This is a genomic window from Acinetobacter harbinensis, from assembly GCF_000816495.1.
Lineage (GTDB): Bacteria > Pseudomonadota > Gammaproteobacteria > Pseudomonadales > Moraxellaceae > Acinetobacter > Acinetobacter harbinensis.
Map to the genome: position 1 here is coordinate 2,376,098 of NZ_JXBK01000001.1, position 20,662 is coordinate 2,396,759.

Here is a 20,662-nt window from a genome sequence, read left to right on the forward strand (position 1 = left end):
CAGCCTCAACGATAGTTTTTTGTTGCGTCTTATGATCTACGCTATTAATTGCTCTAAAATTTAACTTCACAACATGCAAGACATATTCAAAAATTAATGTGACCAAAGTAACATTTAAATATTATGATTTTTAAGAAAAATGGTTAATTTATAAACAATTGAAAATTTTTATTAAATAAAAACAAACGAATGTTTAACAAATAAATTCAACAACTTAACAATAAATAATTCTAAAATTTCAACTCAACATTCTATATATATATTATTTTTACTGTAATTTATTTTTCTAGAGCATTTACTCTTTTTTTTATTGTGTTATTTTTGTCACATGGAGTAACAAACGATATGCGGTGTAAAATCGAAATTATCAAAAATGCATACTGAACACAAATAACAGCAATCCACAGTAAAGAATTTGCATCTCAAGGGAAGACAAATAATGAAATTAACGACACTTACTACAGCAATTATTGTTGCAACAATTCCAATGACCGGCGCATTTGCAGCCGCTCTAGATCGTTCTGGCCAATCAATTAGTGCATTTTTACAACCAGGTAACTATTTTGAAGCAGGTATTTCAGTTTTAGATCCAAATGTTTCAGGCAAAGTAAACAGTGGATATAGTCCAAATCCTGCAGCGCCGGCATCAGCCATTGGTCTTCAAGATACAAATTTATCAGATATGGGAGATGATTATTATTTTCCAAGTGCAGCATTAAAATTACAAGTAACGGATCATTTCTCTTTTGGTCTAATTTATGATCAGCCTTTTGGAGCTGATGCAACTTATTCAACGACAGACTCAAGCTCACCTGCTGCTCTACCAGGTTCATTAGCTGCATTTCAAGGCCAAGGTTTATTCCATGATGGAACAGAGGCCACTAAAGTTGAAGTTAAAACGCAAAATATTTCTATGATTTTGGGTTTTCAACCAACTGAAAACTGGAATTTATACGGTGGTGGTGTTTATCAAACCGTAAAAGGCGATGTGCAATTACGTGGTCTGGCTTATGGCGGTAAGGGAACTTTCGGTACATATAATGCCAGCATGAAAGAAGACAGTGCAGCAGGCTGGTTAGCGGGGCTTGCATATCAAATTCCTGAAATCGCCCTTAAAGCATCTGTTACTTACCGTTCAGAAATCGATCATGATGCGGCTACAACCGAAACTTTCGCTGCACCTTCAGCGTTTGCAGGTTTAAATGCTCTTCCAAATGGAAGCACATCGATTACCACACCTCAATCAGTAAACTTAGACTTCCAAACCGGCATCATGGCAGATACAGTGGCTTTTGCTAACGTACGTTGGGTAGATTGGTCGAATTTTTCAATTCGCCCAACTAAATTCGGTACTGTTTCACAAAATCCTCTTGTAGCTGCAAGTACTGGTAAACCACAGGGTTTTGATTTAGTTGCTTATACAGATGATCAGATTTCTGCAACTGTGGGTGTAGGTCGCAAATTAAGTGAACAATGGGCAGGAAATGTTTCTGTAGGTTGGGACTCTGGCGCTGGTAATCCAGTATCGACTTTGGGTCCAACTGAAGGTTATTGGAATCTTGGTTTGGGTATGCAATTTAGCCCAACGCCAGCAACCTTTATTGCCGGTGGTGTTAAATATTTCTGGTTAGGCGATGCTAAAGCACAAGCTGGTTCACAATTCGGCACTCCCGCTACTGTCGCAAATTTTGAAGACAACCATGCTATTGCATATGGCTTGAAAATGGGCTACCGCTTCTAAATTTAATTTATAAATTTAATAAAAGACCATTGCTTGCAATGGTCTTTTTCACTTTAATTTATATTATTTGTAAATATGACAATGCGATATGTCTTAAATTTAACCAAAAAAAACTTAATCAGAAAAAAATTTATTTATTAAAGTAATTACTTTATTTATATTTAAGAATCATAAACATATAAAAAATAATATTAGTTTGTTTGCTCTATTTATACTATTTTTGAATTCATCAGTTCACTTCTCAAGCACGACTGAGCATTTACTCTTTTTTTATTTATGTTACTTTGCCCTAACTTTTAGTTACAAAGCAAGATCTGGGGAAAGTATCTATGAAGCTTAATCTTATTCAAACAGCTATTTTACTAAGCTTAATTCCAACAACATCAACATTTGCAGGCGGACTCGACCGCTCTGGACAATCAATTTCTGCCTTTTTACAGTCAGGTAATTATGCTGAAGCGGGAATTTCTGTTTTAGACCCTGATGTACAAGGTAAAGATCTAGCTGGAAATAAAGTCAGTGATATGGCTGAAGATTATTACTTCCCTACTGCTGCTATTAAAATTCAAGCCACCGATAAAATTTCACTCGGTTTACTTTACGATCAACCTTTTGGTGCTGATTCTCAGTATGCAACCGATTCTACTACCTTTGGTTTTGGTGGACAAGGTACAGCGGTTGAAGTTAAAACCAATAATATTACAGCGTTAATCGGTTACCAACCGAATGAGAACTGGAATTTTTATGCTGGTCCAGTTTATCAAACAGTAGATGCTAAAGTATCTTTACGTGGTGCCGCATATGGTGGTCCAGCTGCTGTTGGTGGTTATGATATTAGCCTTAAAGAAGAAGAAGCTTACGGTTGGTTAGCAGGTTTTGCTTATTCAATTCCTGAAATTGCGCTAAAAGCAGCTGTGACTTATCGCTCAGAAATTAAACATGAAGTAGAAACTCTAGAAACATTTGGTTTAGGTACTGTTGTATTTCCAAGTAGCATAACTGATATCACTACACCGCAATCAGTTAATCTTGATCTACAAACAGGTATTGCTCAAGATACTTTAGCGTTTGCCAATATTCGTTGGGTACACTGGGATCAGTTTGCCGTTACACCTGATGTACTTAAAGCAAAATCAAATAACAACTTAATTGACTATTCAGATGACCAATGGTCAGCGACGGTCGGCCTTGGACGTAAATTTAACGCCAAATGGTCAGGTACTGCGGCAATTGGTTGGGATTCAGGTGCAGGTAATCCTGTAACCACACTGGGTCCAACTGAAGGTTATTGGAGTGTAGGTTTAGGCGGTCAATATAGCCCTGCTGAAAACTATTTCATCGCTGGTGGCGTAAAATACTTCTGGTTAGGTGATGCTCAAGCTCAAACAGGCGGTAAGGTTGCTGGAAACTTTGAAGACAACACTGCAATCGGTTATGGTATGAAAATTGGTTACCGTTTCTAATTTAAGCAAGAATTAAATGTAAAATCAAAAAAGGGCGCAATAAGCGCCCTTTTTTATGCTTTTAAATTAAGCCGGAATATCACGAATAGAAGCCTGACGAATCGCTTGCTTTAATGCCTCATAACCATGAATGGCTGGAAACTGTGGAAACTCCGCGATCACATTGTCGGGTGCATCAAACAAGAAACCGTGGTCTGCTTCACTTAACATGGTGGTGTCATTATAAGAGTCACCCGCAGCAATCACGCGAAAATTTAAACCATGCAATGCTTTAACTGCTTGACGTTTTTGATCGGGCTGACGCAATTTGTACGCAGAAATCATCCCCGCATCATCAGTTTCTAATTTATGACAAAAAATAGTCGGCCAATCTAATTGCTTCATTAACGGATGTGCAAATTCATAAAAGGTATCCGACAAGATAATCAATTGGAAATGCATACTGACCCATTTGATAAATTCTTTTGCACCTGGAAAAGGTCCCATATCTGCAATGACTGCTTGAATATCATGCAGACCTAAACCGTGTTCTTTTAAAATATTCAGGCGCTGCGTCATTAAGACATCGTAGTCTGGAATATCACGCGTGGTGGCTTCCAATGCTTTAATACCGGTTTTTTTAGCGAAGTTAATCCAAATTTCTGGAACCAACACTCCTTCCAGATCAAGACATACAATTTCCATGGATTTTCCCAATGTGAGTCAAAATTTTGCATTATCATAGCTTAAAAATTGATAGATTTGCTGCGCTTTTTTAAATCTATTTTATTCATAAGTAATTATTTTTTATTACTAAGCACTTTGCTTCAATGCCATTAAAATTGTTGTGAATTAAATTAAAATAGCTCTTTAAGTGTCCAAGCTTATACGCCAGGAATATTATGACCACCATCCCTACTATTGATCTTGTCGATGCGCTTGCTGCTGAATATGCGGATCAATCGCCCAGTGAAATTCTACAACTGGCTTTGAGTCAACACGGTGAGATTGCCATTTCATTTTCAGGTGCTGAAGATGTGGTTCTTATTGATATGGCCTCGCATTTAGGCCTGCCTTTTCGAGTATTTAGTTTAGATACAGCGCGTCTACACAGCGAAACCTATCAATTTATCGAAAAAATCCGCCAGCATTATAAAATTGATATTGAAATTTGCTTTCCAGAAGCCCAAGCGGTTGAAGATTTAGTCAGAAATAAAGGCTTATTTAGTTTTTTTGAAGATGGTCATCAAGAATGCTGTGGTATTCGTAAAGTTAAACCGTTACGTAAAAAATTGGCTACATTAGATGGTTGGATTACGGGTCAGCGTAAAGATCAAAGTCCGGGAACACGACAAGATATTCCTGTCATTGAAGTTGATGCGGGTTTTTCTGGACCGGGTAAACAATTGATTAAATATAATCCTTTGGCCAATTGGACCAGCAGTGATGTATGGAATTATATTCGCATGATGGAAGTACCTTATAATTCTTTACATGACCGTGGTTTTATTTCCATTGGCTGCGAACCGTGTACACGTGCCGTGCTTCCCAATCAACATGAACGTGAAGGTCGTTGGTGGTGGGAAGAAGCCACGCATAAAGAATGTGGCCTACATGCTGGTAATTTAACAAGATAATCTCAAAAAACCACTGAAAATCAGTGGTTTTTACTAACTTTTACAGATAAATCTGTTCCTTTGTAATTGAAAAAAGATATACTCAAACAACGGTTTTTATAATTCTAATGAGCCTGTTCAGACAAGAACAGCCAATCAAATTGCAGTGAGGCATTGCGCGTTATGCGTCCATTACATCCTATTGATTTTATTTTTTTATCGCTAGAAAAACGTCAACAACCGATGCATGTTGGCGGACTATTTTTATTTCAAATACCAGATAATGCACCGGAAACCTTTCTACAAGATTTAGTTCAAGATATTCGGAACTCCAAATCTGTACCGATTGCCCCTTTTAACAATAAACTCAATGGACTGTTTTGGGATGAAGATCAAGAGTTCGATCTAGACCATCATTTTCGACATATTGCCCTACCGCATCCGGGACGGATTCGTGAATTACTGACTTATATCTCACAAGAACACAGCGCCTTAATTGATCGGGCTAAACCGCTGTGGACCTGTAATATTATTGAAGGGATTGAAGGTAATCGCTTTGCCATGTACTTCAAAATTCATCATGCCATGGTCGATGGAATTGCAGGTATGCGTTTGGTGGAAAAATCGCTGTCGCGCGATCCTGAGGCCAAAAGTATTGTACCGCCTTGGTGTGTGGAAGGACCGCGTGCTAAACGCTTAAAAGAGCCGAAAAAAGGGCGTATGAAGAACATCCTTGGGGCAATCAAACAACAGTTTGAAACCACGCCAAAAGTGATGTATGAGTTATCCCAAACCATCTGTAAAGATATGGGTCGTAATCCGGATTACGTCTCTAGTTTCCAAGCACCGAGTAGTATTTTAAATCAACGGGTCAGCTCATCGCGTCGTTTTGCTGCGCAATCTTTTGAATTGGGGCGTTTAAGCAAAATAGCCAAGGCATTGGATGTGACCATTAATGATGTGGTGCTGGCGATTTGCTCAGGGGCGCTGCGTGAGTACTTAATCAGTCAACATGCATTACCCAAAAAACCGCTGATTGCCATGGTACCCGCCTCAATTCGTGATGATGATTCTGAATTATCCAATCGTATCACCATGATTTTAGCCAATCTGGGCACACATAAAGAAACACCGCTGGAACGCTTATATATTATTCGTCGCAGTGTATTAAATGCCAAAGAACGTTTTAAGCGCATGAACTCAAATCAGATTTTAAACTACAGTGCATTGGTATACGGTGCGGCAGGCTTTAATATTGTTTCCGGCATGATGCCGAAACGCCAAGCCTTTAATATTGTCATCTCCAATGTACCCGGGCCACGTGAACCACTGTACTGGAATGGTGCAAAATTAGATGCGCTCTATCCGGCGTCTATTGTTTTAGATGGCCAAGCCTTAAACATTACCATGACCAGTTATTTAGATAAATTGGAAGTGGGTCTAACCGGTTGTCGTAATGCGTTGCCTAAAATGCAAAATCTTCTGACTCATTTAGAAGATGAGATTCAACAGTTTGAAAAAATTGTTGCGCAAGAAAATCCCAAGTTACAAGCGGTAGGCTAAAGCGTAAATATTAAGACATAATCATAAAGGAAGTTAGGGGGCGTATTATTCGCCCCTTAATTTTTAATGGTTCGACATTGATTAAGCAGTTGATGACATACTGAACGAATCATGGCAGCCGTAATCTGAATTTCTTTACCATGCTCATTAAGGATATAACCATTTTGAGTTGGTTTTTTCTCTGAAACATTCAAATTTGATTTAATAGCACTTTGGCTGATACTCATGTCATACCTCTTTTTTTGCTAAGCCGAAAAGGAAGAATTTGGCTTTGGCTACGATGTATGACTAGTATTCAAAATTAACGTTAGAAAGTAAAATTTCAGATGTAACAAGTGTTTAACGACATCCTGTTACAATTTCAGCTGAGAATGATATCGTATTGCTCTTGCGTATATAGATTTTCAACCTGAAACTTGATCACACGTCCGATAAAGTGCTCTAAATCGGCTACAGCAGGTGCTTCGGCTGTTAACAATCGGTCAATCACCAACGGATGTGCCACCACGGTAAACCCACTTTTCGATTCAAAAGCACGTGTATATCTTAAAATTTCTCGAAAAATTTCGTAACACACGGTCTCGGTGGTCTTCACATAGCCCCGACCCTGACAAGTGGCACAAGATTCACATAATAAATGCTCTAACGATTCACGGGTGCGTTTACGGGTCATTTCAACCAAACCCAGCTCTGAGACTTGGGTAATTTTAGTTTTGGCGTGGTCGCGCTCTAACATGCGTTCGAGTTGACTCATGACCTCTTCACGATGCTCAGCTTCTTGCATATCAATGAAGTCGATAATAATAATGCCGCCCAAGTTACGTAAACGCAGCTGGCGCGCAATCACTTGTGTGGCTTCCATGTTGGTTTTAAACACGGTGTCTTCCAGTGTTCGCCCACCCACATATGAGCCAGTATTGACATCGATGGTCGCCATGGCTTCGGTTTGATCAATCATCAAATACCCGCCAGACTTTAAAGCCACACGCGTTTGTAAGGCTTTTTGGATATCCTCTTCAACATTGTATAAATCAAAAATTGGACGCTCACCCGGATAATGCATTAGTCTGTCTTGCATACTCGGTACAAACTCAGCAACAAATTCTTGCAATTTGGCATGAATTTCGCGCGAATCGACTGAAATTTTAGCTGTGTCTTGATTGGCTAAATCACGAATCACCCGTTGAGGTAAAGGCAGTTCTTCAAAAACTAAGGATGGCACCACGATGCTTCTTTGTTTGCGCTGAATAAATTCCCACAGCTTGGCCAAATAAGCCATATCTTGGGCAATCTCAGCCTCAGAAATACCCTCAGCAGCGGTACGCACAATGACACTACCGGGTAGCTTATGTTGAGTTTGAATTGCCTCTATGATGGCGCGTAAGCGATTACGCTCTGCCTCAGACTCAATACGCTGCGACACTCCAATATGATGACCATACGGCATCAACACTAAGTAACGTGAAGGAATGGAGAGATCGGTATTTAAACGCGCACCTTTACTACCGAGCATGTCTTTCATGACTTGCACGGTCAAGATTTGACCCGGTTGCAGCAATTCAAATACATTCGGTGTGGGTTGATTACGCGGCCAAATCATATCGTTGATATGTAAAAACGCCGTACGTGATAGGCCAATATCCACGAAGGCCGCTTGCATACCCGGCAAAACGCGAACCACTTTACCTTTGTAGATATTTCCGACTAAACCACGTTTAACTGTGCGCTCGACAAATAGTTCATTCACTGTACCATTTTGGATTAAGGCCACCCGACATTCCATCGGGGTGACGTTAATCAACAATTCGTCAGACATAATAAAACTCAAAACATTATAAGAATTCTTTTTTTCAGCGATTAATTTAGTGCCTTAACCGCTTTTAATAACTGCATGGTTTCATGTAGAGGTAAGCCCACCACATTGCTATAGCTTCCTTCGATTCGAGGAATATAACGTGCCGCAATACCTTGAATTGCGTACGCGCCTGCTTTACCAAGCGGTTCACCTGTGGCCCAATAATCTTCCATATCATTGCAGCTTAAGGTTTGAAACTGTACCTGAGTGCGTACCACTATACTTGATTTTTTAGAACTTGTACGCACGCAAACTGCTGAATAAACATCATGTTTACGCCCCGAAAGAACTTGCCACATTTCAAAGGCATGCTGTTTAGAATCGGGCTTGCCTAGAATTTGCTGATCTATGCTGACACTGGTATCCGCAGCTAGAATGATCGCGTGTGGATAATGCTTGAATACGGCATCCGCTTTGGCACAAGCCAGTCGCTCGACATAGCTTGCCACCTCTTCATCTGCAATAACTGACTCATCAATTTCTGGACTAAAAATTTCAAATTCAAGTCCAAGTTGCTGTAGCAGTTCACGACGGCGCGGCGAACTGGAGGCTAAAATCAAATGCGCCATTTTTTTAAGACAAAATAAATAAGCGGAAAAACCAAAATACTGCTCAGTAAGGGCTGCCAATGTCGCGCAATGGAAAATTGTACGCCTGCCATAATTTGTGCCATCCAAGTCATAAACAAATGCGCTAAAATGGCCAAAAACACGATAATCCACAAATTCATAAAGGTTAAAATACGCCGCTCACGGGTTAAAAACCGCGCAACAAAGGTAATCACCACAAAGCTTAGTGCATTTAGGCCCAATGGCGCATCAACCAATAAATCGGTGAAAATACCGGTGCCAAAAGCAAACCAAATACCACACCACGTCGGCTGACACATCACCCAAAACAACATCACCAACAGCATAAACAGTGGACGCGCCCCAGAGACGGCATAAGACAATGGATAGACCATCAACACCGAAGCAATAATCACTGAAAAGACAATGGCAATTAAAGGATCACGATTATTCTGTGAGCGTAATTTAGCGATTAACATAGGGTTGCTCCATCGCTAAAGAATCAGAGAACAGCACCACCACATGATGACCACCAGCCAATTGTGCGGCTGGAATCACTTCAATTTTGGCAAATTCACCCGAATTATGTCGATTGACCTTGGAGATGGTACCAACCAAATAACCCGCAGGAAAATGTGCACCCAGACCTGAGCTATAAACTTTTTCACCCACTTTAATGTTGGCACTGGTCGGCACATATTCCATTTTTAAATGCCCCAGATCACCTGTACCGGAAACAATGGCACGCATACCGGTATTTTCTAGGCGAACCGATAGTGAATGTTCTTTATCTGACATCAACATGATGCGGCTACTGTGCGGATAAACATCAATCACTTGTCCCATGATGCCTTTATCATCCAACACGGTTTGACCGACCTTCAGCTGACTACTGGCACCGCGGTTAATCACAATTATATGTCGCAGTGGATCTGCATCGGTACCAATCACTTCTGCAATTTCAATACGGCCATCAATAATTAACGGCGTATCGAGTAGACCTCTTAAACGGGTATTTTCAGCAGAAAGTTCGGATAATTTTTGCAAACGCACTTGGGCCTGTAAAAGTTCCGCCTGCATCGCGGTATTTTCACGGCGCAGTTGTACTTCAGACTTGGTTTGTTGACTGAGCCATTCTCGCGATAACACTGGGTAACTTGCCAAGGCATAAATCGGATTGTATGCCGCATACAAGACATCACGTGCAGGTTTAATCACATGCGGCATGCGCCAGTTAAAAAACAGCACAACCCAACATGTGATGACCGCAATGATAAATGAGCGAAAAGATGGCGGTTGTCTAGAAAACAGATTTGTTTGCACCCGCCTAACCCTTAACCTACAAACAGCATATCGTGATTTGGATTATCAAAGAATTCCAATACTTTACCGCCACCACGAGTCACACACGTTAATGGATCTTCTGCAACCATGACGGGTAGACCGGTTTCTTGTGCCAGTAATTTGTCTAAATTACGCAACAATGCACCACCACCGGTTAACACAATACCGCGTTCGGCAATGTCCGATGACAACTCAGGCGGAGTTTGTTCGAGTGCAGATTTTACCGCAGAAACAATATTTTGCAGTGGATCAGAAATCGCCTGCATAATCTCATCCGAAGTCACGGTAATGGCACGAGGGACACCTTCTGCCAAATTACGACCGCGCACTTCAATTTCAAGCGGTTTAGCGCCTTCATCTGGCAAAGCCATACCGACTTCTTTTTTAATCACTTCAGCGGTGGTTTCACCAATCACACAACCATGCGCTTTACGCACGTAATTGATGATTTGCTCATCAAAAACATCACCGCCAATACGCAGTGAGTCAGCATAAACACAGCCTTGCAATGAAATAATTGCAATTTCAGTGGTACCACCACCTACATCAACCACCATTGAACCACAAGCTTGTTCAACTGGCATACCGGCACCAATTGCCGCTGCCATCGGCTCTTCAATTAAGCGCACATCACGTGCACCGGCATTAAATACCGCTTCACGAATGGCACGGCGCTCAACCAATGTCGATTTACATGGCACACAGACCACAACACGTGGCGCAGGTGGGAAAAGACGCTTTTCATGTACCTTACTGATAAATTGATTCAGCATGGTTTCGGTCACTTCAAAATCAGCAATCACACCATCTTTCATGGGACGAATTGCGGAGATATTTGCCGGTGTACGACCAAGCATTTGCTTTGCATCAAGACCGACCGCGGCAACAATTTTTTGTGAACCACTGTGACGAATCGCCACAACCGTCGGTTCATTTAATATAATGCCTCGTCCTGGTGCATAAATAAGTGTATTTGCTGTACCTAAATCAATGGCTAGATCGGGCGAAAACAAGCCAATTAGTCTTTTTAGAATCACGGAGACGTTCTCGATTAAACTTTATGTGGACGCAAGGTGGCAACTTTAACTAAATGTGATGCTTTGAACAAGTCAATCGCTTATTATAACGCACGATATTTTGAATTTTTTTAACACTGATCAGGTGATGTTATGTCTACATCGGATGCACAGCATTCTGCAGATTTAAATGCACAAACAGTTTCAGCAATCGCCAATCTTGCTCGATTGTCGCTCAATGATACGCAATCTGCTGACTATGCTCAAAGTCTAAATAAAATTTTAGGCATGATGGAAAGCTTAAAAGGCATCAATACCGAAGGTGTTGAGCCGCTTAAAAGCCCCTTTGATAACCCTCAACCGTTACGTGAAGACGTGGTTTCTGAACAGAATCATCGTGAAGAATATCAAGCCGTTGCACCTGCAACACAAGATGGCTTGTATTTGGTTCCACGCGTGATTGAATAAAATTGATTCAGTTAAATCCCTTTCATTAAATTAACGTAAAGAATTTTCTCATGACTGATTTACATCGCTTGTCAATTCGTGAAATCACTGAGGGTTTAAGCCAAGCTAAATTCTCATCTCGCGAACTGACCGAACACTATTTAAAACGTATTGCCACACTTGATGGCCGCGTACAAAGTTTTGTAACTGTGACGCCAGAACAGGCTTTAGCGCAAGCAGATGCCGCAGATGCCGCACTAAAATCGGGAACAGCCGGCATTTTGACCGGTGTGCCGATTGCACATAAGGATATTTTTTGTACGTCCGGCATTAAAACCACTGCCGGCTCTAAAATGCTAGAGAACTTTATCTCGCCTTATGACGCCACTGTGGTGGCAAAAGGTAAAGTGGCCGGTTTGGTGACGTTAGGTAAAGTCAACATGGATGAATTTGCCATGGGCTCTACCTCGGAATCGTCTTATTTTGGTGCCACTAAAAATCCGTGGGCACTGGATCATGTTCCGGGCGGATCATCCGGCGGTTCTGCGGCAGCAGTGGCAGCAGATTTAGCCCCCTTTGCCACCGGTACAGACACTGGTGGTTCAATTCGCCAACCCGCATCTTTTTGTGGTTTGACTGGACTGAAACCAACCTATGGCCGTGTCTCACGCTTCGGAATGATCGCCTATGCCTCATCGCTTGACCAAGGTGGGCCGATGGCACGTTCAGCGGAAGATTGCGCGTATTTGATGAATGTGATGGCCGGTCATGACGCCAAAGATTCCACCTCTATTGAAAAAGAGGCAGATGATTACGTTGCCAACCTTAATGCAACCGCTGTAAAAGGTTTACGCATTGGTATTCCAAAACAATACTTTAATGTGGCCGGCTTAGATGCCGAAGTTAAAGCACGTGTTGAAGAATCACTGAAAAAACTACAAGAGATGGGCGCAACCTTGGTTGAGATTGATCTCAACATGACCGAAAGCTATGTGCCGACCTATTATTTGATCGCCCCTGCTGAAGCATCCTCTAACTTGTCACGTTATGACGGCGTGCGTTATGGCTATCGCTGTGAAAATCCTGTGGATTTAACCGACCTATATAAGCGTTCACGCTCTGAAGGTTTTGGTGCAGAAGTGCAACGTCGTATCTTAATTGGTACCTATGCGTTATCTGCCGGTTATTACGATGCGTATTATGTGAAAGCGCAAAAAGTACGTCGTCTGATCCAACAAGATTTCTTAAAAGCCTTTGAATCGGTAGATGTGATTGCTGCACCTTCTGCGCCAACCACAGCCTATAAAATTGGTGCATCCCTCGATCCAGTTGAGATGTACTTAGGTGATATTTACACCATCGCGGTTAACTTGGCAGGTTTACCGGCCATTAATGCCCCAGTCGGTTTTGACCAAGATAATTTACCCGTCGGCTTACAATTGATTGGTAATTACTGGTCAGAATCACAATTGTTGTCTGTGGTACATCAGTATCAACAAGCCACCGATTGGCATACGCAACGTGCGGCAATTGCTGAGGAGAAAGCATAATGGCTCAAGCTCAAAAGAAAGCGAAATCACTGTTGATTGAGGGCTGGGAAGTGGTCATTGGGATTGAGATTCACACTCAACTCAACACCCATTCTAAAATTTTCTCAGGCGCGTCCACCACCTTTGGTCAAGACCCAAATACCCAAGCCAGTCTTGTAGATTTGGCGATGCCGGGCGTGTTGCCGGTACTAAACAAAGAAGTGGTTGATCTGGCCATTCGCTTTGGTTTAGGCATTGATGCGTATATCGACAAAGCATCTATTTTTGCTCGTAAAAACTATTTTTACCCAGACTCCCCAAAAGGCTATCAAATCAGCCAGATGGACAATCCGATTGTTGGCTTGGGTCACATCGACATTCAACTTGAAGATGGCAGCATTAAGCGCATCGGCGTCACTCGCGCCCATCTTGAAGAAGATGCCGGTAAATCCATTCATGACCAATTTGACGGCATGACCGGCATTGACTTAAACCGTGCTGGCACACCTTTACTGGAAATTGTTTCTGAACCGGATATGCGTTCGGTTGAAGAAGCGCTGGCCTATATCAAATCAATTCATACTTTGGTGCGCTGGCTGGGTATTTCTGACGGCAACATGGCCGAAGGTTCATTCCGCTGTGACTGTAATGTGTCGTTACGTCGTCCGGGTAATGAATTTGGTACGCGTTGTGAGCTTAAAAACCTCAACTCATTCCGTTTCATTGAACAAGCGATCAATGTTGAAATTGAACGTCAAATGGAAATCTTGGAGTGGGGTGGCAAAATTGACCAAGAAACTCGTTTGTTTGATCCTGTGAAAATGGAAACACGGTCAATGCGTTCAAAAGAAGAAGCGAACGATTACCGCTACTTCCCTGATCCTGACTTGTTGCCGGTGATTATCTCGGACGCGCAAATTGAAGCTGCACGTGCGACTTTGCCCGAATTACCCAAAGCACGTCGTGAACGTTTTGTCGCTGACTTTGCTGTAACCGAGTACGATGCGCACGTGTTAACCTTAACCCGTGAAATGGCTGATTTTTATGAAGCCGTTGTGGCGGCCTGTGGCGGTACAGCTCAAGGTAAAGTCGCAGCAAACTGGGTGATGGGCGAATTCTCTGCGGCTTTAAACAAAGCCAGCCTAGACCTTGCACAATCCCCTGTGTCTGCTGAACAATTGGGCGGCATGATTGCACGTATTGTTGACAATACCATTAACGGCAAAATCGCCAAGCAAGTGTTTGGCTTTATGTGGGAAGCAGAAGGAAAATCTGCGGATGACATTATTGCTGAAAAAGGTTTAAAGCAAGAAACTGACACTGGTGCGATTGAAGCAATTATTAAAGATGTACTTGCAGCCAATGAAAAAATGGTCGAAGAATTCAAAGCCGGTAAAGACAAAGCCTTTAATGGTCTAGTTGGTCAAGTCATGAAAGCTGCAAAGGGTAAAGCTAACCCTGCGCAAGTGAATGAATTGATGAAGAAGTTGTTGGGTTAGTCTGATTAGTTTTGTAAAAACCCGCTTTAGGGCGGGTTTTTATTTAAGCGAAATCCTAGGTTAAAAGCTATTCCTAATTCAAATGAAAGTAAAATCATGAGTGCCATAACTATATTATTTGTCTTTAATAAGTATTCTGTATAAGATAACGTGATTTTTTCAGAGCTAGAGCCAGATATCGGGTAGGTTATGAACTGTGTATATTCATTATATTTCAACCACTTATGATGAGATGCATTTCTTAATTTACTATCATATTCAAGACTAAAAATATTAAAGATACCTGTATTCCCCTCAAAACATTTCATCTTGGTTGTCTTATCAAGAGTTAAGTATCTTTGATATGTTAATTTTTCACTTTCAAATTTATTATATTTTCTTTGGTTTTCAATATTATTTAAAAAAGCTATCGTATTTATATTTGAACCTAGAATCTCAAACACTTCACCATATATCATTTTTGTGCGCTTAAAATTAGTTGACGAAACCTTCGAATTTTTAAATATTTCAATCTCTAAACGTGCTTGCAAATTCATTTGCTTAAATTCTTGATAATTTGAAAAGAAAGTATCAAAAATCTCCATATAGTCATTAATTTTTTCTTCTAGTTTAGGAAGTAATTCATCTTTAGCAAACTTATGAAATTCTGAATTATTTTTTTGTAAAATACTTCTAGAAAAATCTCCTAATATATCCATATCCCTAGTTAGCCGTTCACTACCAATAAACATACTAATAAAACGAAATATTAACTCGGTTAACTCTTGCCCTTGAATGATTTTATCTCTCTGAAGTAAATTTCCTCTAGTATTAAATTTGTATGCCTTATATAAATTTTTCCAAATTTCTTCAATGTTTGAAACTCCCATTATTCCCTCTATCTTTTCAGGATTATAATTTTCCCCAAAAGCTTCTTTAAGAATTTCATTCATTTGATATAAAAATGGTGAATATAATTCTTTATCCCTAACCTCATCTGGCACTGTGAAATCTGTACTAAAATTAACTACTAAAGACTTTTTTTCATCGACATCTCCACTTTCAACATAAATTAGATTTTCTAACTCATTAAATGAAATTTTCACATGTGGTGGATTATCTAATAACAAAACTAATTTAGAATTAGCTTCACAATGTGGGCATGTGAAGTGTAACTCTTGCTTCAATCCATGAGAAATTTGCGTTCTAGTAGTTATAAATCCATCACAAGTTAAACATTGAAAATATATTCTTGAGATCATATTGTCTTGATATTTCTATATAATTTTTCATACTAATTACTATATGATATTTCTATATAATTTTCATTATCTCTAGTAAATTAAAACAACATGACTATCAAAAAGGTATTTTCAATTACTAAACCTGAAGACTTAGGATTCATTCAACTTTCAAAGTCCTTCTTTATGCGCAACTAACACCCTCACCCCAACCTTCTACCACAAGGAGAAAGAGCTTTCATTACGGATTCAATACCAATAAACTCAATAATGAAAAGTCCCCTCTCCTTTTTAAGGATGAGCGTTATTAAGCGCAAGAGGGAGAGTTTTTTTATTTCAATTACTTTTCTATTCCTCAAAATCTACTACACTATACAAAAAATCATTCTCTCTATTATTTTAATAATATTTACCACGTTCAAAATATAAAAGGACAAAAATGAAAACGACCATCCTCACACTTTCTGCGCTTGCATTTCTCAGCACCAGCACTTTTGCAGAAACTAAATTGAATGTTCCTGCTAAAGAAGCCAGCTCAATCTTTAAAGCTGCGGGCTTTACAAAAACAAAAACCGGTTGGAAAGGTAACTGTGATGCAGGTGAAATCACCACATACAAGGATATTAATGGCGATGGTCTAAAAGATGCCATCATTTCAGACTCTAGCACCATGTGCTACGGCAATACAGGTATCGGTTACTATATTGTTGCACAACAAAAAAATGGACAGTGGAAAACTATTTTAAAACAAGCAGGCATGCCTGAATTCTTAAAAACTAAGGGCAAAGATGGTTGGCCAGATATTGAAAATGGTGGTTCCGGTTTCTGCTTCGGAGTTTTACGTTGGACTGGTCAGGAATATAAAATTCACCGCTATGAATATCAGGGTAAAAGCTGCACATTAGATTAAAATAATCAGTTTTTAAAATGCAAAAAAGTCCCTCTTTCAAAGAGGGAATTTTTTAAATCACTTACGAATCACCCCCAACTTATTCCACACATCTGGCGTTAAAAAAGTCATCATCAATTTATTTAAATCTAAATAACGCACTACGCCTTTTAACTGTTGTTTTACTTCAGGATTCTTTAAAATTTCTTCGCCGGTTATGCTTCCCAGTTCTTGAAAACTATCTCCCACCGCTTGTAAGCCTTCCGCCTGAATCACCGCTTTGGTTTGTGCTGAACATTGCTCTACAATCACCCGTTGTAAGACTTGCGCCAGTTTCTGATCCAGCTGATTTTTCTGCTCATCAGTTACATTGCTAAAACCTTTTAAATCAGGATGGCTAGATAACGCCACAAAGGTCCACTGCAACACGGCAGTTTTATCGGTTGCAGTGGTGGCTTTCACCAAACAATTACTCAACTGATCGACCGTTGGTCCAGCCATCGCAATTTGTGTCGCGCCCAACAATGCGCCTGCCAATAATAGCGAATGTCCAATATGTGAAAATCTATGACGAACAACATTTATTTGGCGTGACATAGGCTAATCTCTGATGAATAATAAGCTTCTTTGTAGCATAAAAATAATTTATATGCCTGTTACGACTGTGTAAGCACAATATTCACAAATTTGAATTGAGTAAAATTTAACGATGATGGCTTAGCCTTATTTTAAATACAATGACGATAAAACAGGTTTAAATCAATTCAAAATCAGGATAAATAATCGTTCTTAAAAGCATAATATTAACTTTATAAAATACTCAAAAATATCTAAAAAGAGTAAAAATATGCTCAACACAATTTTGATAGTCATATTGGCAATACTGATTATTTTTTGGCTTTACGGCTTTATTTTTTATGATGATACAAATATACCAAATCACATCTGTGGCTATCCCATTTCAGCACGCAGCCAATTTTTATGCGCGGTATTTTGCTATCCTTTTGTTCAGTTTTATAAATGCTTTAGGACACTCTGCGGCTGGATGAGCTATATTCTGCTCGATGTTATTTTTGAAATTCTGATTATGGGCATCTGGCAGATTCTTTGGCTCATGATTCGAGGGATATTCATGCTGATCTTTAGAGTTTTTGACTAAATTTTTAAAATAAATTCCATCCGCTGTTGAATTGAGTCTCTCATTTTCAATTCGCGCATTCAAAATGAGAGACTCAGTTTTAGTTCATCTGCTTCAACATATGCTTGGCACCGGCATGATTATGATTATTGGCCAAATTCTGTAAAATCCCCTTTGCGCGTGCATTGGAGTTAGAAAAACGACTGCTGTAACTCGGCACACTGGTTAAACAACGCGCCACTAACATGCCTGACTCTGTATACACGTTCGCCCCACTACTGGATAACTTACCAAAGTTATAAGCACGCTGGGCATTATTACAGGCATTAAATTGATTCTGACCTTTGTTTAAATCACGGCGTGCCGCCACAAACGATTTAAGCTGCTGCTGTTGTGGTGTTTCTGCAACGCGAACAGCTGCTTTTTCTGCTACTTCCGCTACAACTTTGTTGTCTTTTTTAGGCTCCACTTCTTTTTTAACTTCGGCCTCTTTTTTCACTTCACTTTCTTTTAGCACTTGCGCTTTGTTGGGCGGATTTTTTACGCTCTGATTATGTACGGGTTTTAGCGCAGGACTTGCGTTACTCGTTGCAGTTACATTGCTATAAAACCGTCTGGCCTCGTCAGCACTCATCACTTTGCTGAGTAAGCCCACCACGCGTGCATTACTTTCATTATTTTTTCGCTCAAAGGTTGGCTCAATCGAGACAATCCACGTTTTGCCATCCGACTGTACGCACTTATACGCACCAATGCCTTGTTTGACATTACTTTGACTGGAGAGCAATTTTTTACTCCAACTGTCCTTCACAAGGCTGAATGCACTTTTATGCAATAGGGTAAATTGCCCATTTTTAGCCGAACAATATTTATTCAATTGTTGTCTTGGATAGAGCGAATCTGTAGCCGAAGTGGTGCTGGTGGTACTTTGATAGATATATTCTTTGGCTTGCCCATTGCTGTTATTAATATTCTTTTCAACAATCAATTGTTGCGCTGAAACAAAATGCTTCACTGAATCTGAATTTGAGCTTTGCATACTGGTACAGCCTTGTAAAACTATTGCCGCCCCACCCATCCAAATGAATGTTCTAAAATTCACGTCTTCATTCTCAATTATTGTATTGCCCTGAAAGTATAGGAAAATTGAGAAAATCACAAATATAAAACATGAATGGTATTGACCATTTTAAGCTCAGATTATGCCATTACCACCAAATACAGCCCTTAAACTGCCAACCCCTAAATGCTTTATGCCAAAAGATTGAAGTGAGCAACAATTAAAAAGTTATTAAAAAAATTTGTGTATGAAAAAAATAAGCTGCGCAATCCGTTACTGCGCTTAATAAGCTGAGCGCCCAGCTGAATATATCGCCAGATTCTCAAAAAAAATTCAGCTTATTTTCTTCATAGAGTCTTAAGCCATCATAGATACGCGCTAAAACAGTATGGATACCATCAGCGAGTTGAACATATTTGAACCTCGGCATTTATTGCAGATGGTCTGTCTGTTTTTCTGATGTGAAGTTGCTTAAATCCATCCGGTGTTGCTAATTTCCAGCACTGCTATAGTGGGTATGCACAGGGTTAAATTTGCTTCGAAAATCGGGCTGTTAATCCGATTTTGCCACGGCTTCAATTAAATCCAAATTCCATACCCCACCAGCGGCCACGCCCTTACACATACCGGTGGAACGATTCAGGGTTTGAATAAAGCTTGTGCCATTCCAAATCCATTCATTCAGTGCCCAACAATCACCAATTCCGCGTCCCTTTTGCGCACTACTGATTTCCCCCACAGCAAAATCGGATGCAGATTCGGTCACCAAATGGGCTTTGCCTTGTAAAGACTGATCTATCACCCACGCGCCATAGCCTTCGTTATATGCACCACGCCAGCACAAGGTGGTCGCCAGCACTTTTTGATTGCTCAATTTATACAGCTCTATCTTTTGTGGCTGAACTCCATTTTCGCCATAAATTCCTTCACAAAACTCCTCTGTCGCTTGATTCTTAGCGTGGGCCGCCATTAAGACTTTATGCAAGGCTAAGTATTGCGGTGTCTGTGGGCGCAGGGTTCGGTAAGGTCGCATTGCGGTGTTAACTTTTTTTACCCGCAGCTTGGGCTGTGGCATTAATACGTTTGCCTCACTGAGCGCGCCTTTTTTAATCAAAGCACCGAGCGTTCCCACGCGCTGTTGAAAATCATCCATTTTTAATAAAGTCGCCGTCATGCCTTGATCGGAAATGGTCCAGCTATAATCTGCATTTTTAAACACAATATTTACATTTTTTGCAGCGTGTTGTAATAAGCCTTTGACTTGCGGCTGACTCAACGTGCCCATTAAAGGCAGTTCTGAGCCATCGACTGTTAGCGCCCCCAAATCTTCTGCATTGATATATAGATGAATATTGTTAAGCTTAGTTTTATCTAAAGCACGCTCCCCATTTGCCAAAGCGAACTGCAGCTGAATAGGCTGTTTGGCACCGGCTTTACGCGTCAGTAAGATAGATGCTGGCATATTTTCGCTACGGTCATCTTGATAACCGGCTGCGCGGCAGGTACCGGTATTACTACAGGAAACTTCCCAATCTTGATGAGAAAAAGTCATCCCTTGTATATCTTTGGCAAAGGTTAGTGGACTGGCGGCCATAAAACATAAAAAAGACATCGCGCTATAGGAAATTTTCATTCTTCTGATCTCAACTTTTTTCTTAATATACAGCGCAATAGCCCTATACAGTGTAGTGAATTATTTAAACCATCGCTCTATCGCCAATCAGCCTGAGCCGA

The 20,662-nt window shown here is 40.4% G+C and carries 20 protein-coding genes; 8 read left to right on the top strand and 12 right to left on the bottom strand.

Going from position 1 to position 20,662, the window contains the following annotated elements; translation table 11 throughout:
- The first annotated feature begins 439 nt into the window (after positions 1–439).
- Positions 440–1,741 (top strand): OmpP1/FadL family transporter, encoded by a 1,302-nt coding sequence (locus SE27_RS11065; protein WP_039623391.1) that lies wholly within the window; start codon positions 440–442, stop codon positions 1,739–1,741.
- A gap of 329 nt (positions 1,742–2,070) precedes the next feature.
- Positions 2,071–3,204 (top strand): OmpP1/FadL family transporter, encoded by a 1,134-nt coding sequence (locus SE27_RS11070; RefSeq protein ID WP_039623393.1) that lies wholly within the window; start codon positions 2,071–2,073, stop codon positions 3,202–3,204.
- Positions 3,205–3,270: 66 nt separating this feature from the next.
- Here the strand turns inward: SE27_RS11070 and thrH are convergent, their stop codons facing one another.
- Positions 3,271–3,888, bottom strand: coding sequence for a bifunctional phosphoserine phosphatase/homoserine phosphotransferase ThrH (thrH, locus tag SE27_RS11075; protein ID WP_039623397.1), 618 nt, complete (start codon positions 3,886–3,888; stop codon positions 3,271–3,273).
- A 197-nt stretch (positions 3,889–4,085) separates the two neighbouring features.
- On the opposite strand from thrH, the gene SE27_RS11080 reads away from it, so the two are divergent.
- Positions 4,086–4,820 carry a phosphoadenylyl-sulfate reductase gene (locus SE27_RS11080; protein WP_039623399.1) on the top strand — a complete coding sequence of 245 codons (735 nt, stop codon included), beginning with the start codon at positions 4,086–4,088 and terminating at the stop codon, positions 4,818–4,820.
- 162 nt (positions 4,821–4,982) lie between these two features.
- Positions 4,983–6,362, top strand: coding sequence for a WS/DGAT/MGAT family O-acyltransferase (locus SE27_RS11085; protein WP_039623400.1), 1,380 nt, complete (start codon positions 4,983–4,985; stop codon positions 6,360–6,362).
- A 56-nt stretch (positions 6,363–6,418) separates the two neighbouring features.
- On the opposite strand, the gene SE27_RS14000 is transcribed toward SE27_RS11085, so the two are convergent.
- The 6 genes from SE27_RS14000 to SE27_RS11110 all read right to left on the bottom strand — a co-directional run bounded on the left by SE27_RS14000 (position 6,419) and on the right by SE27_RS11110 (position 11,167).
- Positions 6,419–6,589, bottom strand: coding sequence for a PA1571 family protein (locus SE27_RS14000; RefSeq protein ID WP_171160691.1), 171 nt, complete (start codon positions 6,587–6,589; stop codon positions 6,419–6,421).
- 134 nt (positions 6,590–6,723) lie between these two features.
- Positions 6,724–8,178: a ribonuclease G gene (gene rng, locus SE27_RS11090; RefSeq protein WP_039623403.1), complete on the bottom strand. Its 1,455-nt coding sequence runs from the start codon at positions 8,176–8,178 to the stop codon at positions 6,724–6,726.
- A 41-nt stretch (positions 8,179–8,219) separates the two neighbouring features.
- Positions 8,220–8,786 carry a Maf family nucleotide pyrophosphatase gene (locus tag SE27_RS11095; protein WP_039623405.1) on the bottom strand — a complete coding sequence of 189 codons (567 nt, stop codon included), beginning with the start codon at positions 8,784–8,786 and terminating at the stop codon, positions 8,220–8,222.
- Positions 8,774–9,265 (bottom strand): rod shape-determining protein MreD, encoded by a 492-nt coding sequence (mreD, locus tag SE27_RS11100; RefSeq protein ID WP_039623407.1) that lies wholly within the window; start codon positions 9,263–9,265, stop codon positions 8,774–8,776. The genes SE27_RS11095 and mreD overlap by 13 nt, the downstream gene beginning before the upstream one ends.
- Entirely contained in the window at positions 9,252–10,109 is an 858-nt protein-coding gene (gene mreC / locus SE27_RS11105; RefSeq protein ID WP_039623408.1) for a rod shape-determining protein MreC, read from the bottom strand. The genes mreD and mreC overlap by 14 nt, the downstream gene beginning before the upstream one ends.
- A gap of 11 nt (positions 10,110–10,120) precedes the next feature.
- A complete protein-coding gene (locus tag SE27_RS11110) occupies positions 10,121–11,167 on the bottom strand; it encodes a rod shape-determining protein (RefSeq protein ID WP_039623410.1) in 1,047 nt (348 codons plus the stop codon).
- Positions 11,168–11,299: 132 nt separating this feature from the next.
- On the opposite strand from SE27_RS11110, the gene gatC reads away from it, so the two are divergent.
- From gatC to gatB, 3 genes are read left to right on the top strand one after another with little or no spacing between them, the layout of a single operon-like run.
- The gene (gene gatC, locus SE27_RS11115; RefSeq protein ID WP_039623412.1) at positions 11,300–11,614 is read left to right on the top strand and encodes an Asp-tRNA(Asn)/Glu-tRNA(Gln) amidotransferase subunit GatC; all 315 of its coding nucleotides are present in this window, start codon (positions 11,300–11,302) and stop codon (positions 11,612–11,614) included.
- A 50-nt stretch (positions 11,615–11,664) separates the two neighbouring features.
- Positions 11,665–13,143: an Asp-tRNA(Asn)/Glu-tRNA(Gln) amidotransferase subunit GatA gene (gene gatA, locus SE27_RS11120; protein ID WP_039623415.1), complete on the top strand. Its 1,479-nt coding sequence runs from the start codon at positions 11,665–11,667 to the stop codon at positions 13,141–13,143.
- Positions 13,143–14,621: an Asp-tRNA(Asn)/Glu-tRNA(Gln) amidotransferase subunit GatB gene (gene gatB / locus SE27_RS11125; RefSeq protein WP_039623417.1), complete on the top strand. Its 1,479-nt coding sequence runs from the start codon at positions 13,143–13,145 to the stop codon at positions 14,619–14,621. Before gatA ends, gatB begins: the two co-directional genes overlap by 1 nt.
- A 26-nt stretch (positions 14,622–14,647) precedes the next feature.
- Here gatB and SE27_RS11130 read toward each other — a convergent pair whose 3' ends face one another.
- Complete coding sequence (locus tag SE27_RS11130; protein ID WP_039623419.1) at positions 14,648–15,862, bottom strand: hypothetical protein; 1,215 nt, start codon at positions 15,860–15,862, stop codon at positions 14,648–14,650.
- Between the two features lie 418 nt (positions 15,863–16,280).
- Between SE27_RS11130 and SE27_RS11135 the strand changes: the two genes are divergently transcribed.
- On the top strand, positions 16,281–16,751 hold the full coding sequence (locus SE27_RS11135; protein WP_039623421.1) for a hypothetical protein: 471 nt from the start codon (positions 16,281–16,283) through the stop codon (positions 16,749–16,751).
- A gap of 57 nt (positions 16,752–16,808) precedes the next feature.
- Here SE27_RS11135 and SE27_RS11140 read toward each other — a convergent pair whose 3' ends face one another.
- The 4 genes from SE27_RS11140 to SE27_RS11155 form a co-directional block, all read right to left on the bottom strand.
- Positions 16,809–17,327: a hypothetical protein gene (locus SE27_RS11140; RefSeq protein WP_039623423.1), complete on the bottom strand. Its 519-nt coding sequence runs from the start codon at positions 17,325–17,327 to the stop codon at positions 16,809–16,811.
- A 382-nt stretch (positions 17,328–17,709) separates the two neighbouring features.
- Entirely contained in the window at positions 17,710–17,952 is a 243-nt protein-coding gene (locus SE27_RS13850; protein ID WP_148308935.1) for a hypothetical protein, read from the bottom strand.
- 16 nt (positions 17,953–17,968) lie between these two features.
- On the bottom strand, positions 17,969–18,970 hold the full coding sequence (locus tag SE27_RS11150) for a hypothetical protein (RefSeq protein WP_039623427.1): 1,002 nt from the start codon (positions 18,968–18,970) through the stop codon (positions 17,969–17,971).
- A gap of 511 nt (positions 18,971–19,481) precedes the next feature.
- Complete coding sequence (locus SE27_RS11155; protein ID WP_227504638.1) at positions 19,482–20,561, bottom strand: DUF1176 domain-containing protein; 1,080 nt, start codon at positions 20,559–20,561, stop codon at positions 19,482–19,484.
- Positions 20,562–20,662 lie beyond the last annotated feature (101 nt).

Excerpts from the sequence above, each read along its gene's own strand:
- SE27_RS11065 (WP_039623391.1), top strand. The coding sequence starts at position 440 with ATGAAATTAACGACACTTACTACAGCAATTATTGTTGCAACAATTCCA.
- SE27_RS11070 (WP_039623393.1), top strand. The coding sequence starts at position 2,071 with ATGAAGCTTAATCTTATTCAAACAGCTATTTTACTAAGCTTAATTCCA.
- thrH (WP_039623397.1), bottom strand. The coding sequence starts at position 3,888 with ATGGAAATTGTATGTCTTGATCTGGAAGGAGTGTTGGTTCCAGAAATT.
- SE27_RS11080 (WP_039623399.1), top strand. The coding sequence starts at position 4,086 with ATGACCACCATCCCTACTATTGATCTTGTCGATGCGCTTGCTGCTGAA.
- SE27_RS11085 (WP_039623400.1), top strand. The coding sequence starts at position 4,983 with ATGCGTCCATTACATCCTATTGATTTTATTTTTTTATCGCTAGAAAAA.
- SE27_RS14000 (WP_171160691.1), bottom strand. The coding sequence starts at position 6,589 with ATGAGTATCAGCCAAAGTGCTATTAAATCAAATTTGAATGTTTCAGAG.
- rng (WP_039623403.1), bottom strand. The coding sequence starts at position 8,178 with ATGTCTGACGAATTGTTGATTAACGTCACCCCGATGGAATGTCGGGTG.
- SE27_RS11095 (WP_039623405.1), bottom strand. The coding sequence starts at position 8,786 with ATGGCGCATTTGATTTTAGCCTCCAGTTCGCCGCGCCGTCGTGAACTG.
- mreD (WP_039623407.1), bottom strand. The coding sequence starts at position 9,265 with ATGTTAATCGCTAAATTACGCTCACAGAATAATCGTGATCCTTTAATT.
- gatC (WP_039623412.1), top strand. The coding sequence starts at position 11,300 with ATGTCTACATCGGATGCACAGCATTCTGCAGATTTAAATGCACAAACA.
- gatA (WP_039623415.1), top strand. The coding sequence starts at position 11,665 with ATGACTGATTTACATCGCTTGTCAATTCGTGAAATCACTGAGGGTTTA.
- gatB (WP_039623417.1), top strand. The coding sequence starts at position 13,143 with ATGGCTCAAGCTCAAAAGAAAGCGAAATCACTGTTGATTGAGGGCTGG.
- SE27_RS11130 (WP_039623419.1), bottom strand. The coding sequence starts at position 15,862 with ATGATCTCAAGAATATATTTTCAATGTTTAACTTGTGATGGATTTATA.
- SE27_RS11135 (WP_039623421.1), top strand. The coding sequence starts at position 16,281 with ATGAAAACGACCATCCTCACACTTTCTGCGCTTGCATTTCTCAGCACC.
- SE27_RS11140 (WP_039623423.1), bottom strand. The coding sequence starts at position 17,327 with ATGTCACGCCAAATAAATGTTGTTCGTCATAGATTTTCACATATTGGA.
- SE27_RS11155 (WP_227504638.1), bottom strand. The coding sequence starts at position 20,561 with ATGAAAATTTCCTATAGCGCGATGTCTTTTTTATGTTTTATGGCCGCC.